This window comes from Paenibacillus pedocola, assembly GCF_031599675.1.
Lineage (GTDB): Bacteria > Bacillota > Bacilli > Paenibacillales > Paenibacillaceae > Paenibacillus_AQ > Paenibacillus_AQ pedocola.
This window is the reverse complement of the sequence record NZ_CP134223.1, coordinates 1,996,082-2,011,790: the sequence shown is the minus strand read 5'-3', so window position 1 is coordinate 2,011,790 and position 15,709 is coordinate 1,996,082. Positions and strand designations below refer to the sequence as shown.

The following is a 15,709-nucleotide window of genomic DNA, read 5'->3' as shown; positions in this document are numbered from 1 at the left end:
GGATTACAACCATAAATACTGTAAATCACTCATGCCTGATCGTATCAGTTACACGTTGGTATTCTGTTCATGGATAACAGGGATCATTGTAGCATCGATAATTTAAAGTTGCAAGCATGATTTTGAATAAAATAATTTTTATACATTAACCCCCAAAAAAAACCTTTGTGGCATCAGCGCTTACCGCTCTTGCTCCATATCCGCCTCATCCTCTTTCTTCTGGGCCAGGCGCTGCAAATGAATCGTCAGATAGCTTACTTCTGCCGGATATACCGGAATACGGACCCGTTGTTCAATGACTTTGGTCAGCTTCCAGGCCAGCATGTACATTTCCGGATACTCACGCTTCATCAGACCATCCAGGGAGGAGGTTTCCCGCACCGTTTCACCGCGGCGCAGCCTTTCCAGCACGAAACGCAGATGGGTGACCAGCCTTGAATAATCCAGCGAATCACGCGGAACACGGTAATTCAAATTATCTTCCACCAGGCTCACTAAATCTCCGATCAGCAGCGAATGCTGCTTCACCTCCGAGATATCGCGGTTACTGAGCGCACTGACAATATGCAGGGCAACGAAACCAATCTCATCGACCGGCAAAGTTACCGCCATTATCTCGTTAATCCTTCCTATCGCATACTCTGCCAGTCTGTATTCTTCCGGATAAATTTCTTTGGTCTCATACAGAAAAGGATTGTGAATCGCGATATTCTGCTCATTACGGCGAATGGCAAATGAAATATGATCTGTAAGTGCAATATGGATGTGTTCATTGAGCGGCTGACTGCTGCTCTGAATAATATGCAGCACGATTTCCTGCACAACCTCAATGAGCTTCTCGTCTACCTGGGGAACCAGCTGCTTATACTGTTCCTGCTCCTCCTGGTTGCGGAGAATAAACATCTTCTCCACGGAGGACAGATTGATTTTGTCACGGCTTTTACGGTTAAACCCGATTCCCTTGCCAATCACGACGACTTCGGCATATTGGGGGTGCTGGGCAATAATTACATTGTTATTGAGTACCTTGGCCACTGTTATGCTGCCCACTTCTGACACCTCTTTTACTTCTGAATACCTGTTTCTTCGAGCAGCCTGTCTATCATAGCAGCATGTGTAGATTATACTTGAGCTACCATCATAACATCAAGAATCGGTTATTAGAAGAGTACCGGGAGAGCAGTCATTTTACACGGAAGGTTCTTCCGGAATATTTGTAGACCAGGAAAAGGGCAATCACCATATAGGCTGCTGCTCTGTTCCCCTCCGATCGATCTGATTCTTTCGCAAAGCTTGCAGTCCGTGCCTGAATACAAAAGAATCAGCACGTCTGCTGTTGCAGGAAACGTGCTGATTCATAAAGGAGCCTCAGTGGGAGAAGTGTGGCACCGCCTTTATAAGCACTTCATGGTATCAGCTATTCGTTTAACTCCTTGCTCTCAGCCGGACTTTGCGGCTGCGGCACAGCTTGAATGATATTGCCTGCTGGTGCTGGCACGGACTTCTTGGTGAGTCCTTTGATCAGCGCCTCCACATCAATGCCGGAGACGCTCTTCAGCATTTCCGGAGCGGTGGACATCAGCTGGGTCACATAATTGCTGACCCGGGCTGCACCTTCGCCGTTACCGGTATCCACCACTGTAAGCTTATCGATGGAAGCCAGCGGCTCCGCAATCCGGCCGGCCAGGTCTGGCAGCATCTTGACGATGATGTCGAGGACCGCAGCTTCACCGAACTTCTGGAAGGCTTCAGCCAGCTTCTCCTTGGCCTCCGCTTCGGCAAGACCGCGCAGCCGGATAACCTCGGACTCCGCTTTACCTTTGGCCAGCTCCGCATCAGCCACCGCCTGGCCCTCCAGCCGCTTCTGCTCGGATGTCGCTCTAGCCTGGGTCTCGATGCTATACTGCAGGGCATCCGCCTCGCGCATCCGTTTGGCCTTGTCAGCTTCCGCTGCCTGCTCTACCGCATAGCGGTCGGCTTCCGCTTTTTTCTTCACTTCCGCATCATACTGCTTCTCGCGGACCTGGATTTCCTTAGCCTGCAGATCGATTTCGCGCTCCTTGCGGACCAGCTCAACCTTCATTTGCTCCTCTACCACTGTCTGCTTGGCACGCGCCTCCTGGATATGGTACGCCTGGTCGGCTTCCGCCTTGGCTGTATCCTGATCACGCTTAAACGCAGCGACCTTGAGCTGATTGTCCTTCGACGCTTCGGCGATGTTCGTATCACGCAGCAGCTCTGCTTTTTGCCCCTGCTCCTCCGCATTCGCCTTCTGGATCCGCGCATCCCGCAGCGCTTCCGCTTCAGCGATTTCCGCATCCCGCTTCACAGCGGCAATCCGCGGCTTCCCGAGTGCTTCAAGGTAGCCATGCTTATCACGCACATCTTTAATCGTGAACGAGACGATCTGCAGCCCCATCTTCTTCAGATCACGCGCTGCGACTCCCTGCACCTCCTGGGCAAAACGGTCCCGGTTTCGGTATACCTCTTCTACGGTCATTGAACCGAGAATGGCCCGCAGATGGCCCTCCAGTACCTCCTGGGCTTCACTTTTCAGCGCATCGATCGGTTTGCCCATAAACTGCTCAGCAGCTGTTGCCACATCCTCAGTGGAGCTGCCCACCTTAATGATCGCTACGCCGTCGGCAATAACGGGAACCCCTTGCTCGGTGTATACTTCCGGGGTTGTCACATCAAGCTTATGGGAGAGCAGCGACATAAATTCTGCCTTCTGGAACACCGGAAGGATAAAGGCGCCTCCCCCGCGGACAATCTTGATTTTGCGGCCGGAGCCATCATCGGAGATATGATTCCTGCCAAGAAACGAACCGGTAACAATCATCCCTTCATCAGGTCCTACTGTCTTGTAGCGGGCCCAGAATGCGATCCCCAGCACAAACAGTACAGCAACAACTACTGCAGGAATTAATAAATAATCAGGAATATCAACCATCACATATCCGCTCCTTTTCTCTCTTCAAATTCCGATACCAGCGCGACACCATCACGCACATCTACTACAACCACCTTGATCCCGGCAGGGAGGGGCTGGTGCTCAAAGCTCGCCGCCGTATGCAGGCTGTTTCCCGCGCCAAACTTCACCATGATCTCCCCATAGCCTGCCGCCGGAACCGGGACCGTAATTTCCCCGATCTTACCCGGCAGGTCATTCATAGAGAAGCCTGTCGACATCTCGCTTTTATCCATCGGCTTGATCACTGCGAGATACAGGACCACCGCCATAAACGCCGCTATCAGCAGTGACAAGGCAAGAACAGCACCATCTTCCAGCCCGCTGTAGCGCGTAAGCAGTATTCCTGCCCCTCCGAATACCGTAACTGCTCCTGCCAGCACTGCAGGATTCAGGAAATCGAACGAGATAAAATCAAAAATCCCGTGCAGAGCACTCCCGATCAGATCCCCCACCAGTACACTGACCACCGCAAAAATTACGCCGAGTGCCAAACAGCCCAAATACAGCGTTTGCATAATTTACTCCTCCCGTCTCGTAGTTCCGGACTGTCATACTAGGTTAAACGCACAAACCATGTCCTTGGTTTCACAAACTTGGATGATTATCTCATTATTGGATTTTAAGCCCCATGGAATTCAACAACATTTCATGCCAAAAAAGACAAGCCGCTCCTATTACGGAACGGCTTGTCTTGATACTAATGCAGCCACTATTGGGCCCAGAAAGAGGCTTCTGGATCTTAAAGCGCCATTTTGTAGATTTCCACAACATCCTCGCGCTGCAGCTTGCGGAAGTTGCCGAAAGGCCCGAACCGCACTGCTTTATCGGCCATGCTGCCGATTTCGCTGTCATCGATGTCATAATCACCGAGCGTCTTCGGAGCGCCAATGGAATCCCAGAAGCTGCGCAGGGCTTCAATTCCTTCCAGTCCTGCTTCTTCATCCGTTTTACCGGTAGGATCAATTCCGAATACGTTCACCGCAAGCTGGCGGAAGCGGGCAGGATTCGTGCTGAGATTGTACTTCATCCACTGCGGGAAAAGAATCGCCAATCCTCCGCCATGCGGAATATCATAAACCGCGGAGACAGCATGCTCAATGTTGTGGGTAGCCCAGTCACCGGCGAAGCCCATGCTCACCATCCCGTTCAGCGCCATTGTTCCGCAGTACATGATCGTTTCACGCAGCTCATAATTGTTCAGGTCCTCGATCAGCTTCGGAGCCGTTTCAATGACGGTGCGCAGCAGCGTCTCACAGAAGCCGTCCTGCACAGGGGTGTTGCCGTCGGTGTGGAAATAATGCTCCAGCGTATGGGACATGATGTCCACCATGCCGTAGACGGTCTGGTCACGCGGCAGAGAGAAGGTATTTTCGGGATCAAGAATAGAGAATGCCGGGAAGGCATGTACACTGCCCCAGCCCATTTTTTCCTTGGTAACTTCATTCGTGATTACTGAACCGTTGTTCATTTCCGAACCCGTCGCTGCCATTGTCAGCACCGTGCCCAGCGGCAGTGCGCCCTGCGGAGCGGCCTTACGTTCTACAAAGTCCCACATGTCGCCTTCATATTTCGCTCCTACTGCTACAGCTTTGGCACAGTCCAGCACACTTCCGCCTCCGACAGCAAGAATCAGCTCAATATTGTGCTCACGGCACAGTTCCACGCCTTTATGTACAGTGGACAAGCGCGGATTCGGTTCAACTCCGGCCAATTCTGTAACGACCGCTCCGATTGCCTTCAGCTCTGCAAGCACATTATCATAGAGACCGCTGCGTTTGATGCTGCCGCCCCCGTACATCAGCAGTACATTTTTACCGTATTTCGGCACTTCCGTTTGCAGCGCCTGCAAGGTTCCTTGTCCAAATATCAGCTTGGTAGGGTTATGAAATTCAAATTTACGCATATGTGTACCTCCGTAGTTTAGAAAATAGGATGCAATAGTATATTATAGACCTCCGGCGGGCCGCATACAAATCGGCGCAGCCATCTTCCTCCGGCACATAAGAAATGCCCCGGGCCGCAAGGGCCGGGACATTCCATCAGGAGTTTGTACTTCTTATTTATACTGCACCGAAGCTTTGGACGAACCGGCGGAAGGCTGCCTGTCCTTCCGGTGTCCGTTTGTATACTCCGGCATGCTCCAGAATATGAGTGAACTTGATGCCCACCTCATTCTGTACAACCTTAACAGCTTCCTCACGGTCAAGTCCCGTACCGAAGCGTTCGACAAGCTCGTCGATCCAGGAGGCATGCAGTGCCAGCGCGTGGCCGTCTTCATTCTTCACTGCCTGCTGCAGCGCCTGATCTCCGGCAAGAATGCCGGCAACCGCATCAAGCTCTTCTTTCAGGCGTCCCGGCAAGATCGCCAGCCCCATTACCTCAATCAGGCCGATGTTCTCCTTCTTGATATGGTGCATCTCCCGGTGCGGGTGGAAAATCCCTTCAGGATACTCCTCGCTGGTCCGGTTGTTGCGCAGCACCAGATCCATCTCGAAACCGCCGTCCTCTGCACGGCGCACAATAGGAGTAACCGTATTATGCGGAGTCTGCACTCCATCTACGTCACTGAACGCCAGTACATCGGCTTCCGGGTCACTATAGGCTTGCCAGGCTTCATACAGCGCATTTCCGCATTCCAGAAGCACTGCCGGGTCTTCCCCGTGCAGACGCAGCACCGACATCGGCCATTTGACGATGCTCAGGCTTACACCAGGATAAGAGGCGTGAGTGAAGCTGTCCTCCTTCGGCGCTTTCTGGATCGGGAAGGTATGCCGTCCGCCCTGGAAATGATCGTGGGTCAGGATTGACCCGCCAACAATTGGCAGATCCGCATTGGAGCCGATGAAATAATGCGGGAATGACTCTACAAAGGAGAGCAGCCGCTTCAGCGTATCCTTGGTCAGCTTCATCGGCACATGATCATGATGGAAGACGATGCAATGCTCGTTATAGTACACATACGGTGAATACTGGAAGAACCATTTCTCGTTGTTCAGCTCCATCGGAATAATGCGCAGGTTCTGACGCGGCGGATGATTCACCCGGCCGGCATAACCGACATTCTCGCGGCAGAGCTGGCATTTCGGATAGACCGGCGGAGGCAGCAGCCGGGCCATGGCGATTTCCTTCGGACTTTTCTCCGGCTTGGACAGATTGATCGTCATCTCAATGTCACCGTACGGCGAATCCTGCAGCCAGTAGACATTCTTCGCGACACGGTCCATCCGGATATAGTTGGAATCGATGCTCAGCTTGTAGAAGCGGTCTGTAGCCGCAGTTATGCCCTGCTCGGCAGTAAGGCTGTAGAACTCGGCGTTAACCTCCGATGGCCGGGCCATCAGCAGCCCCATGATTTTGGCATCCAGCAGATCGCGGTACGTATCGGTGTTCTCCGGAATCAGCCCGGTTTCGAAGCCGTAATCAATCAGCACATCAAGCGGTGCCTGCGGACTGGTCAGCGGAGCTTCGTTGAACTCCTGAGCATAAGGCTCGCTGAATCCGAACTGGTCGAGCAGTTCATTGCGGCTGTAATCGACATCCGCCGGCTGGATCAGCTGGTGGTGCGAAGCGAACAGGACAAGCTGTTCGATCGCATACAGCGCCTGCTGCCCAGCGGGAGCGGTATGGTTATCGTTAGGCATGTTAATTCTCCTTCATGTGGTCTAGCGTAATCTGTGTATTATTCTCCGTAACCCTGCGGATTCGCAGAATGCCAGTTCCAGGCGCTCTGAATGATATCTTCGATGTCTGCACGCTGCGGATTCCAGCCGAGAACCGAACGCGCTTTGGCGGAGGAAGCCACCAGCACCGCCGGATCACCGGCGCGGCGTTCCTGGACAACAACCGGGATATCCCGGCCTGTCACTTTCTTAGCAGCTTCAATCACTTGCTTTACCGAGAAGCCTAGACCGTTACCAAGGTTGAAAATATTGCTTGCGCTGCCGCTGCGCAGATAGGTTACCGCGCGGATATGAGCATCGGCCAGATCGCTGACATGGATATAGTCGCGTACGCAGGTTCCGTCCTCCGTCGGGTAGTCATCTCCGAAGACGGCAATACTCTCGCGCTGGCCCAGTGCTGTTTGCAGCACCAGCGGAACCAGATGGCTCTCCGGACGGTGGTCTTCGCCGATTTTACCGCTGTTATGGGCGCCCGCAGCGTTAAAGTAGCGGAGTGCCACATATTTGATGCCGAGTACTTTGTCGAACCAGGCCATCATGCGTTCCATGGTCAGCTTGGTTTCACCGTATACATTTGCCGGCTCTGTGCGGTCGCTTTCTTCAATCGGCACCTTTTCCGGTTCGCCGTAGGTTGCCGCCGTGGAGGAGAAGACGATTTTGTCCACACCGGCATGTTGCATGGCTTCCAGCAGACATTGGGTGCCGTACACATTGTTATCGTAGTATTTAACCGGGTCCTTCATGCTCTCACCAACCAGCGAGCTGGCGGCAAAATGAATTACCGCTTCAATCTTGTTCTCGGAGAACAGCTTCGCCAGCAGCGCCTTATCGCGCAGATCGCCTTCATACAGCTTGCCGCCCAGCAGCGCCTCGCGGTGCCCTGTCAGCAGATTGTCGATTACTACAACTTCCTCACCCCGGTCCAGTAGCTCCGCCACTGTATGAGATCCGATATACCCTGCTCCGCCTGTTACTAGAATCGCCATCTTATTTCACTCCTTCTAGTTCTTCTACACCGTTGCCGATGCCGCATACATAGAATTCGCCGGTAAGACCGGTTCTTGCTGTATAAGCTTCGCCTACTTCACGGATAAACCGTTCCACATCATCTTCGTGCACCAGCGATACTGTACATCCGCCGAACCCTGCTCCGGTCATTCGGGAACCGAGCGTACCAGGAATCCGCTGTGCTTCTTCAACCATAACATCCAGCTCCTCGCAGCTCACTTCATACAGATCGCGGAGCGAAGTGTGGGAGTCGTTCATGAACAGGCCGAACTGCTTCAGGTCGTTGTTCTTCAGCACCTCCACAGAGTCAAGCACACGCTGGTTCTCTTCCACAACATGGCGGGCGCGGCGTCTGACGGTCTCGTCAGCAATTTTATCCTGATGGAGCTCGAATTGTTCAGGCTTAAGCTCTGCCAGATAGGACAGGGAAGGCACTTCCTGCTTGAGAATAGCCAGCGCTTCGTCGCATTGGCTGCGGCGCTCGTTGTACTTGGAATCCACAAGTCCTCTCTTCTTGTTCGTATTGCCAATTACCAGCTTATAGGCGCCGGTTGCAAATGGCACCAGGCTGTATTCCAGCGTGTCGCACATCAGGAGAATAGCGTGGTCGCGTTTGCCGTTGGCTACTGCGAACTGATCCATAATCCCCGAGTTGACACCCACGTACTGATTCTCTGCGCGCTGGGACAACAGGGCAATCTCTACAGTATCCGTATCTCCGCCCAGCAGCGACAGGAAGGCAAAGCCGGTCACGACTTCGATGGAAGCCGAGGAGGAAAGGCCGGAGCCGTTCGGAATATCACCGTGGAACAGCAGATCGTAGCCGCCGGAGAGCGGAAGATCTTTCTTCGCCAGCTCCACCAGGACACCGACTGGATAATCCACCCATTCCCCGGTTTTGGCTTTGCCGATTTCACTGTAGTCGATAGTAGCTTCATAAGGGAAGTTCGTGGAAGCGAACCGAACCTTACCGTCGCTGCGCGGACGCACGATCAGGGTAGTGCCGAAGTCCAGTGCTGCCGGGAACACGTAACCTCCGTTGTAATCCAGATGCTCTCCGATAAGATTCACACGGCCCGGAGCATAAAATACCCGCGCCTCCTCGGTGCTTTCGCCGTACTTCTCGATAAATTTGCTGTTAAGTTCCTGTATGCTCATTAATGCCACTCCATCCTTTCGCTGTTTTCACTTGGCTTGCGGGAATATTAATGCGTTCTTTATGCTTACATTATAATAAAATCAGACTTGCCCTGATAATGCAATCATGTGTGTAATGTATGGATAAATGTGACTTCGCACGTTATACTTTGTAAAGGCCGGATAAGCAGCATTCCCCCCCTTTGCCTGCATACAGGGCATTGATAGCGTTAACTTAAGGAAAGGATCTGTCAGCGTGGAACATACCTATTCCGTAGGCTCAAACCCCGTTTACTATGATAAGCAGAATCTGCATGTGCTGTTTGCCGGCGAAAGCCAGACCCTGCCGGTGCATCAGGCCGGTCCGAAGATCTACGATTATTATCTGCTCCATTTCATCGAATCCGGCTTCGGCCACTTTACCACCGAGCACCGCAAATACGCGCTGGGTCCGGGAGACTGTTTCCTGATCCACCCGGGCCAGCTCGTCAGCTACATCTCGGATCAGCAGCAGCCCTGGCGTTACCGCTGGGCGGCATTTACCGGAGCAGATGCGGATGAGCTTGTGCTGCAGGCCGGCTTTTCGCCGCAGCAGCCGGTGCTCACCACCGCAGAAGGCACGGTGATCCCCGGCGCTGTAGCCGGGATGATGCAATCCTTCTATGCCAATAAGGAGAGCGCCCATCTCACTTCACTCGGCTATCTGTATCTGATTATCGGAGAAGCCGCTGAACGCCACCTCTCCTCCTCGCGGCTGGCGGGGGCGGAATCGCAGGTCAAACGTACAGTAAAGCAAATGATCCACTATATGGCCTCCCAGTATGCCCATCCGGTGTCCATTGAGCAAATGTGCGGCAGCCTGGGCTATAACCGCGCCTACCTGTCGCGGATTTTCAAGCAGGAGACCGGCCTGTCGCCTGTCACCTACCTGCTCAAGCTGCGCATTGAGAAGTCACGCCAGCTGCTGCGCGAGCGTCCGGAGCTGTCAGTCGAACAGGTTGCCGCTTCTGTCGGCCTGACCGATGCGCTGTACTTCTCGCGCCAGTTCAAGCGTTTCTGCAGCCAATCCCCGACGTCCTACCGACTGACCACTGCCAGGCATGGAGAGAAATAGAGTCGGTACTGATAAAGGCAAACAGCCCGTTTCCATCCCAGGAAACGGGCTGTTGCTGCATCAGCCGTCAGGCTTCACTCTCAGTTTTGAGAATCGTTTCGATCCGGTCCAGTTCTTCCTGCGAAAATTCGACGTGGGACAAGGCGGCGATATTCTCTTCAATCTGGGATACCCGGCTGGCGCCGATCAGCGCCGAAGTCACCTTACCGCCGCGGAGCGTCCACTGAAGCGCAAGCTGCGCCAGGCTCTGGCCGCGTGAGACGGCCAGCTGATTGAGGGCACGGATTTTGCGCTGCACCTCCGGTGTGATCCGGCTTTCACTCAGCGCGGTGGACGGGCCGGCAGCTCTGGAGTCCTCGGGAATCCCGTTCATATATTTATTGGTCAACAGCCCCTGGGCCAGCGGAGTAAAGGCGATACTGCCGACCCCGTTCTCCTCCAGCACCTGCTGCAGGCCGCCTTCAATCCAGCGGTCGAGCATGGAATACCTCGGCTGATGAATCAGCAGCGGCGTGCCCAGCCCGTTCAGGATCCGGATGGCCTCCAGGGTCTGCTCCGCCGTGTAGTTGGATATTCCAACGTAGAGCGCTTTCCCGGTACGCACGGCATGATCAAGCGCTCCCATTGTCTCTTCTAGCGGGGTGTGCGGATCCGGACGGTGCGAATAAAAAATATCAACATAGTCCAGCCCCAGCCGCTTCAGGCTCTGATCCAGGCTGGACAGCATATATTTTCGTGATCCCCAGTCACCGTAAGGCCCCGGCCACATATAATATCCCGCCTTTGTAGAGATCACCATTTCATCACGGTAGGCGGAAAGATCACGGGCAAGCACTTTGCCGAATAAATCCTCTGCCGAACCGGCAGGCGGACCATAATTATTGGCCAGATCAAAATGGGTAATGCCGAGATCAAACGAGCGTGTAATCATTTCCCGGCCGTTCTCATAGGCATCGATCCCGCCGAAGTTATGCCACAGTCCCAGTGATATGGCCGGAAGCTTGAGGCCCGATCTGCCCGAGCGGTTGTAACGCATAATTTCATACCGTTCATCGCTAGCCACATATACCATTGCTGATCCCTGCCTCTCGTTTCCTCTGTTGCTGCATTACCCTATTTTAAACCGTACGACTTCATTGTAATCTCACATCCTAAAAAACCGTTCAAAGCTGCTCTTGAATTCTCCCCATAACCTCACCAATCCGGTCTGTTATGATCAGATCAGCATGATGGTCGTAGGGAGTCGGCTCGCCGTTCAGCAGGACCGTATGCCGTCCGTGGAAATACGTGACGAGACTGGCTGCCGGCTGCACGGTAAGCGAGGTTCCGCCGATGATCAGCAGATCAGCAGCGGCTATTGCCGCGATGGAGCCCAACAGCACATCATGATCCAGCTCTTCCTCATACAGCACCACATCGGGCTTAATGATGCCGCCGCATTCGGTGCAGCGGGGCACACGCTCAGCCGACTCTATGATCCGATCCAGATCGTAAAACCGGCTGCAGCTCATGCAATGATTGCGGTGTATCGAACCGTGCAGCTCGAACACGGTGCGGCTGCCTGCAAGCTGATGCAGACCGTCAATATTCTGGGTGATCACTGCCTTCAGCCTGCCTTGGCGCTCCAGCTCTGCCAGCAGCAGGTGGGCACCGTTCGGGGGTGCCTCCGGGTGGATCATTTTGCTGCGGTAGAAATCAAAAAAAACGTCCGGTGAGGACATAAAAAATCTGCGGCTTAGCATCACTTCAGGCGGATACGGGGAGTTATGCTCAGTCTGATATAAGCCCGCTGCGGAGCGGAAATCCGGAATCCCGCTTTCGGTAGAGGTGCCTGCCCCTCCGAAAAATACAATGTTGCCGCTGTCCTTGATCCAGGAAACCAGTGTCTGCAATTGATCCATGGTCTACACGCATCCTTTCTAAGCAAGAGTTCAACATGTAAGGCGAAGCTGATGATAACCGGCAATTACAGCGTCAGCATCCAGTAAATGACCGGAGGATCCCTCCGGAGAAATCCCGATGGAGAGCCGCAGGCCGGCACCTTTGCCGAGCTGCATATCTGCATTGCTGTCGCCGATGATGACTGTATACTCCGGCGGAATTCCAAGCTCACGGCAAGCCGTTTCAGCCATTTCAGGAGCCGGCTTGCCGCGGCTAACCCGGTCCCTTGTTACTATAGTCTGAAAGTATCCGGTAATCCCCATCCACTCCAGCTGCTCGCCAGTCGTCCTGGAGCCGTCCGAAGTGACGACTCCAAGCTTTAAGGAGGCGGCGGCACATTGCTGCAGGAACGGCAGCAGTTCCGGCAAAGGGACTGCCATGCGGCGGGTCCGTAGCTCGTTCATCGCCTCTTTGGCAATGGCTGTCACCCGGGCCAGCGCTTCGTTCCAGGGAACCCCGGCGCTGTACAGATGCCAGGCCAGAATACCGTATGTCTCCTCGGCGGTAGCCATGGAGAGCGGCCCGGCCGGATCGTAGCCAATCACCCGGCCGGAAGCATCATGCCGGGTGCCGAGCACCCCGGACAGATCGCCGCTGAAGCCGTCTCCCATCAGCGCCAGCTGATTGCCCAGCCCTTGCAGAACCAGCTCCGCCCAGGTTCCCCAGGTTGCAAGCAAATCCAGCAGCGTGCCGTCCTTGTCGAACAAAATGGCTTGGCAGGGTACCGATAAATCATTCACATGCAGCAGCGGCATACTCCGCCTCCTCTCTCAGGATACGGGCTAACGAAGATTGCCCAGCCAGTCCAGCATCGCCCGCGCTGTGCGGTTCTGCTGCTCTTCTTCGGTAATCGTCGCTTCCCCGTCACCCTTCTGGGGACCGTAGCTTCCGAACTGGGCGTGGTTGCCGCCGGTGACGGAGTAATATACCGTATTGCCCGGCAAATAAGCGCGGCCCTCACTGTAATTGTCTCTGTCGACTACCTTATCCTCCGTTCCAAGCACGGATAGGACCGACAGTGTAGTATCTTTCAGGCTGCCCTTCTCATCCGGATAGGAGGCCAGGAAAAACACACCTTCCAGCTGGTCCGCATGCTCGGCAGCATAACGCGACGCCATTACGCCGCCCAGAGAATGGCCGCCCAGCACAAAGGACTGCTGCGGATGCACACGGATCATTTCATCCGCGGCATCTCCCTTAATGACCGCCAGATTGAGCGGCATTTTGGCTATGTAAAACGGATGCCCTGCGGCAGCGATTTTGTGGGCCAGTGGCGCATAAGCCTCGGCCTCAACCAGTGCGCCGGGATAGAAAATCACTGCCGTACCCGATATTACCGATGGTTCAAACGAAATCCAGTTATCATTCTGTTCTACTGTAACTCCTCCTGCGGAGATCAGCGCAGACTCGGCATTCTCAGCCGGGGTATACGGGGTCAAATATCTCCACAGCAGCAGTCCTGCTATAACCAGAAGCACTGCAAGTGAAAGGAGGACTCTTCGTCTGGATATTAATTTCTTCAATAGTTTCACTCCCGTGTACTGCATACAGAAAATTATAGAGTAATCAAAGAAATCAAACAACCTTCAACAGATCGCCACAATTAATCCGCCTGATAGCGCTTTCCATTGTGATTGAATTCACAATATCTAAACCTAAAATCATGTATTTTAAAATTAAATTAATTTATTTTTATAGATCAACTTTTGGGGGTTAGGTTATGGTAAGGGAAAATCCGCTGGAGGCGCGCGGGGAAACTTTTTTTCTCAACCTGCGTTTCATGCTTATCATCACTGTATTTGCCGGCAATGCTATCGAACCTCTAATCACCAGAATGAATGGCATGCACGGGCTGTATATGTGGATCTTCAGTTTTCATATGCCGCTGTTCGTGCTTGTTACCGGATATTTCGCGAAGCAGAGCCTGAACGGGGCTGCAGGCCGTAAAGTGCTGCTTCAGATCGGCATGCAATACCTGATTTTTCAGAGCCTGTATTCTGCGCTGGATGTTTCCCTCTTTCACGTAAACGGCATACATCATTCTATATTTGCACCTTATCTGCTCTTATGGTTCCTGGCCAGTCATGCCTGCTGGCGACTGCTGATGCTCGGTATGGGCAAATGGTCCAAAACCGCTCAAATCGCCTTCGCCGTAGCTGCGGGAGTTACTGTCGGATATTTACAGGTTGACGGGGTATGGTTCAGCATCAGCCGCACCTTCGTATATCTGCCGTATTTCGTAATCGGCTATCATTTTTCCTTCTCCGCCTTCGCCAGGCTGTACCAGAAATATATTAAGGCCGCAGCAGCCGCAGCCTCCCTTCTAATCCTTGCTGTTCTGGCTGTTTCGGGTCCGGACATTCCGCTCGGCTGGCTGTATGGCAACATGACTTATATGCAGCTTGGAGCGGAGGAATGGTACGCAGGTATGTACCGCCTGGCGCTGTATGCTGTGCAGATCACTGCTTCACTTGCCTTTCTGGGACTCGTCCCTTACGGGCTGAGCCAGATGACCGACTGGGGCCGCCGTACGCTGTACGTCTTCCTGCTTCACGGCCTTGTTGTCCGTCTTGCCGCCGCTTCCGGGATCTATGACTATGTCGGCAATGCTGCAGGGGCCGCTATTGTACTGCTTACTGCCGTACTCTTCACCGTGCTGCTGGCTCAGCCGGCGGTCAAACGGCTGCTTCACCCGCTGGTCGAACCGTCTGTGAACTGGATGATCACGCTGCAGCGCGCCGCCCTGCGCCGTACACCCTGACAATACCGGGCTATACCTTCCCCATTAAATAAACGAACGCCCTGCTTCAGGAGTGAGTATCCGCTCTCGAGGCAGGGCGTTATTGTAATTTCAGGCCGGAGATTCTCCGTCCTGATCCACTGTATATTTAATCCGCATCATTATATTCTGTTCATAATCGCCAAACTGGCGGCCGAACAGATTCAATCCGCCCTGATGAACTGCATCGGGTTTAATGCCGATGCGCAGCCGTAATTTGGGGCTCTGATTAATCAGAAGATCATCCAAGACGACATTAGAGACGCTCTCCATATCCAGCGTCGTCTTCTCATGGTCCACACGCCAAGTTTTGAGGAACCCGTATTGGGTAGAGCTGTCAACCCACCAGTTTGGATTCAGCTTGCCTCGCCGGTCGCCGAAATCGCCGGGGCTGGTCCACATGCCAATCTCTACGCCATTTACCCATACTGAAATATTGGAAGGCCAGTTCTGGTCATATTTCGGTGCTTCGGAACACATCTCCATAGACAGCTCAAGGGATTCAATCCGAGCCCGCACAGGGATATCCACCGGCAGGAGATATTCCAGGAAGCCTTTGCGCAGCCAAATAATCTGTGCATTGATATGCTTGGGATGATAGAAGCTTGCCGGTTCGTCTTCCTTAATGATCAGGCCTTCAGCATTAGCCATTCCGCAGGTCGGCGCTACTTCACAGTCACTGTAATGGCCGACAGGCATATCCACTTCATAGACAAACGTTTCGCCTTTTGGCATCGTTTTTTTCAGATTTAGGGCTATGTGGATGTCATCATAGTTTCGGCTGCACACCTTCATTGCCCCGCGGGATGCGGGAAGGAGCTCGGTTTGAATCAGTCCGGCGGCTTCCAGTATTTTGACATTACTTGCCACGGTAGAGACCGGAAGCTTCAGCTTGTCAGCGATTTCGATGATATTGAAGTTCTTTGTATTTAAGAGCCGGAGTATATCAACCCGTGAGCGTGTCGAAAGGGCGTGGGCTACCGTTACCAGCCTTTCTGGGTCGTCAAAGCTAAGTTCCAGCACAGGTTCAGCTCTCCTTCTATCCTGATTTTTTTAGCTGAACATGAGATTTACCC

Annotated in this window: 14 protein-coding genes; 2 read left to right on the top strand and 12 right to left on the bottom strand. The window is 53.5% G+C overall.

Annotated features, from left to right (window positions below; translation table 11 throughout):
- Nucleotides 1-180: 180 nt before the first annotated feature.
- The 7 genes from glcT to QU597_RS08570 form a co-directional block, all read right to left on the bottom strand.
- Nucleotides 181-1,050 carry a glucose PTS transporter transcription antiterminator GlcT gene (gene glcT, locus QU597_RS08600; RefSeq protein ID WP_310832261.1) on the bottom strand — a complete coding sequence of 290 codons (870 nt, stop codon included), beginning with the start codon at nucleotides 1,048-1,050 and terminating at the stop codon, nucleotides 181-183.
- Nucleotides 1,051-1,417: 367 nt separating this feature from the next.
- The gene (floT, locus tag QU597_RS08595) at nucleotides 1,418-2,953 is read right to left on the bottom strand and encodes a flotillin lipid rafts scaffold protein FloT (protein ID WP_310833265.1); all 1,536 of its coding nucleotides are present in this window, start codon (nucleotides 2,951-2,953) and stop codon (nucleotides 1,418-1,420) included.
- Nucleotides 2,953-3,489, bottom strand: a complete 537-nt coding sequence (locus QU597_RS08590; RefSeq protein ID WP_310832260.1) for an NfeD family membrane protein — start codon at nucleotides 3,487-3,489, stop codon at nucleotides 2,953-2,955. The genes floT and QU597_RS08590 overlap by 1 nt, the downstream gene beginning before the upstream one ends.
- Before the next feature lie 224 nt (nucleotides 3,490-3,713).
- Nucleotides 3,714-4,877, bottom strand: coding sequence for an iron-containing alcohol dehydrogenase (locus tag QU597_RS08585; RefSeq protein ID WP_310832259.1), 1,164 nt, complete (start codon nucleotides 4,875-4,877; stop codon nucleotides 3,714-3,716).
- 157 nt (nucleotides 4,878-5,034) lie between these two features.
- Complete coding sequence (locus QU597_RS08580; protein WP_310832258.1) at nucleotides 5,035-6,615, bottom strand: UDP-glucose--hexose-1-phosphate uridylyltransferase; 1,581 nt, start codon at nucleotides 6,613-6,615, stop codon at nucleotides 5,035-5,037.
- Nucleotides 6,616-6,653: 38 nt separating this feature from the next.
- Nucleotides 6,654-7,640 (bottom strand): UDP-glucose 4-epimerase GalE, encoded by a 987-nt coding sequence (gene galE, locus QU597_RS08575; protein WP_054939635.1) that lies wholly within the window; start codon nucleotides 7,638-7,640, stop codon nucleotides 6,654-6,656.
- 1 nt (nucleotide 7,641) lies between these two features.
- Nucleotides 7,642-8,820, bottom strand: coding sequence for a galactokinase (locus tag QU597_RS08570; RefSeq protein WP_310832256.1), 1,179 nt, complete (start codon nucleotides 8,818-8,820; stop codon nucleotides 7,642-7,644).
- Nucleotides 8,821-9,055: 235 nt separating this feature from the next.
- Here QU597_RS08570 and QU597_RS08565 point away from each other — a divergent pair, with 235 nt between their 5' ends.
- The gene (locus QU597_RS08565; protein WP_310832255.1) at nucleotides 9,056-9,913 is read left to right on the top strand and encodes an AraC family transcriptional regulator; all 858 of its coding nucleotides are present in this window, start codon (nucleotides 9,056-9,058) and stop codon (nucleotides 9,911-9,913) included.
- A 67-nt stretch (nucleotides 9,914-9,980) separates the two neighbouring features.
- Here QU597_RS08565 and mgrA read toward each other — a convergent pair whose 3' ends face one another.
- The 4 genes from mgrA to QU597_RS08545 all read right to left on the bottom strand — a co-directional run bounded on the left by mgrA (nucleotide 9,981) and on the right by QU597_RS08545 (nucleotide 13,386).
- The gene (gene mgrA, locus QU597_RS08560) at nucleotides 9,981-10,985 is read right to left on the bottom strand and encodes an L-glyceraldehyde 3-phosphate reductase (RefSeq protein WP_310832254.1); all 1,005 of its coding nucleotides are present in this window, start codon (nucleotides 10,983-10,985) and stop codon (nucleotides 9,981-9,983) included.
- A 91-nt stretch (nucleotides 10,986-11,076) separates the two neighbouring features.
- Entirely contained in the window at nucleotides 11,077-11,814 is a 738-nt protein-coding gene (locus QU597_RS08555; RefSeq protein ID WP_310832253.1) for an NAD-dependent protein deacylase, read from the bottom strand.
- Between the two features lie 30 nt (nucleotides 11,815-11,844).
- The gene (locus QU597_RS08550; RefSeq protein WP_310832252.1) at nucleotides 11,845-12,609 is read right to left on the bottom strand and encodes an HAD family hydrolase; all 765 of its coding nucleotides are present in this window, start codon (nucleotides 12,607-12,609) and stop codon (nucleotides 11,845-11,847) included.
- A gap of 27 nt (nucleotides 12,610-12,636) precedes the next feature.
- Complete coding sequence (locus tag QU597_RS08545; RefSeq protein ID WP_310832251.1) at nucleotides 12,637-13,386, bottom strand: alpha/beta hydrolase; 750 nt, start codon at nucleotides 13,384-13,386, stop codon at nucleotides 12,637-12,639.
- A 188-nt stretch (nucleotides 13,387-13,574) separates the two neighbouring features.
- Here QU597_RS08545 and QU597_RS08540 point away from each other — a divergent pair, with 188 nt between their 5' ends.
- Nucleotides 13,575-14,615, top strand: a complete 1,041-nt coding sequence (locus QU597_RS08540; protein WP_310832250.1) for an acyltransferase family protein — start codon at nucleotides 13,575-13,577, stop codon at nucleotides 14,613-14,615.
- 90 nt (nucleotides 14,616-14,705) lie between these two features.
- Here QU597_RS08540 and QU597_RS08535 read toward each other — a convergent pair whose 3' ends face one another.
- Nucleotides 14,706-15,656, bottom strand: a complete 951-nt coding sequence (locus tag QU597_RS08535; RefSeq protein ID WP_310832249.1) for an ArsR/SmtB family transcription factor — start codon at nucleotides 15,654-15,656, stop codon at nucleotides 14,706-14,708.
- Nucleotides 15,657-15,709: the final 53 nt, after the last annotated feature.

Excerpts from the sequence above, each read along its gene's own strand:
- floT (WP_310833265.1), bottom strand. The coding sequence starts at position 2,953 with ATGGTTGATATTCCTGATTATTTATTAATTCCTGCAGTAGTTGTTGCT.
- QU597_RS08590 (WP_310832260.1), bottom strand. The coding sequence starts at position 3,489 with ATGCAAACGCTGTATTTGGGCTGTTTGGCACTCGGCGTAATTTTTGCG.
- QU597_RS08585 (WP_310832259.1), bottom strand. The coding sequence starts at position 4,877 with ATGCGTAAATTTGAATTTCATAACCCTACCAAGCTGATATTTGGACAA.
- QU597_RS08580 (WP_310832258.1), bottom strand. The coding sequence starts at position 6,615 with ATGCCTAACGATAACCATACCGCTCCCGCTGGGCAGCAGGCGCTGTAT.
- galE (WP_054939635.1), bottom strand. The coding sequence starts at position 7,640 with ATGGCGATTCTAGTAACAGGCGGAGCAGGGTATATCGGATCTCATACA.
- QU597_RS08570 (WP_310832256.1), bottom strand. The coding sequence starts at position 8,820 with ATGAGCATACAGGAACTTAACAGCAAATTTATCGAGAAGTACGGCGAA.
- mgrA (WP_310832254.1), bottom strand. The coding sequence starts at position 10,985 with ATGGTATATGTGGCTAGCGATGAACGGTATGAAATTATGCGTTACAAC.
- QU597_RS08555 (WP_310832253.1), bottom strand. The coding sequence starts at position 11,814 with ATGGATCAATTGCAGACACTGGTTTCCTGGATCAAGGACAGCGGCAAC.
- QU597_RS08550 (WP_310832252.1), bottom strand. The coding sequence starts at position 12,609 with ATGCCGCTGCTGCATGTGAATGATTTATCGGTACCCTGCCAAGCCATT.
- QU597_RS08540 (WP_310832250.1), top strand. The coding sequence starts at position 13,575 with ATGGTAAGGGAAAATCCGCTGGAGGCGCGCGGGGAAACTTTTTTTCTC.